The sequence below is a fragment of the Dysgonomonas termitidis genome (genome assembly GCF_042654545.1).
GTDB lineage: Bacteria > Bacteroidota > Bacteroidia > Bacteroidales > Dysgonomonadaceae > Dysgonomonas > Dysgonomonas termitidis.
On record NZ_JBHSGN010000003.1, the window covers coordinates 1 to 798 of the forward strand.

Here is a 798-nt window from a genome sequence, read left to right on the forward strand (position 1 = left end):
GAATAAGGCCCGGCAGTACTGGAACCGGCTCCGGCTCTTACAGAAGTATCTCCTTTCCATGCCGTAAATACCGGGTCTGTCTCCGTTGTCGGTACCAGGATCTTATAACGGAAAGACAATTCAGGTTCCGTGCCACCTTCAGGTATAAGCCATGCGTAACAGGCCTGAGCGCCATTGCCTCCCGCCGGGTTTTCATCGGCATGCACGAATGTCCATGTTTTATTAGCTGGTTTTTCAGTTAATCCTGCATCGTAAGCTGTCAGGGCGGCGTAGGTAGCGAAGTCCTGACCGAGCCAGTTCCCCTGCATAACGGCAAGCCCGTCGATATCTTCCTGTATGCCGGCCAGCGCGTCGTTCAAATCCTGCTGATCAGACAGCGTTCCTGTTATCTGTCCCCATATTCCTTGCCCCCCTCCACCCTGCGACTCAAAAAGGTCCGCAAATTCCGCCTCGATGTTCTCCGCCGTGATGGGCGTGCCGTTCATGGTAATACCTCCGGAAAAAGCTTCGCTTATACGTACAATATCCGGAGCATTGAGAAATACCATTGTATTGTCTTTCGAATAAGAAACCGTGTTCTTAGCGGCTACAAAAAGCGTATTCCCGTTTCTTTCCGCTTTTATTGAATTGGTATCTGTTGTTATTTTTAGCATAATATTCTATTTTAAATTATTTATCTAACTTTACACTGATATTTTAACTGAAATTTCTACTTAAAAAAGGCTGTAATGCGTTGAGTATGCAGTCTTTTTTTTATCACTATCCTACCTGATAATTAGAGCCATCCTGCATATCGGA

General features: G+C 46.1%; 1 protein-coding gene. It reads right to left on the reverse strand.

Going from position 1 to position 798, the window contains the following annotated elements:
* Positions 1–653 (reverse strand): hypothetical protein (locus ACFO6W_RS00455; protein WP_379993336.1); only part of this gene is annotated, 653 nt, incomplete at its 3' end.
* Between the last annotated feature and the right edge of the window lie 145 nt (positions 654–798).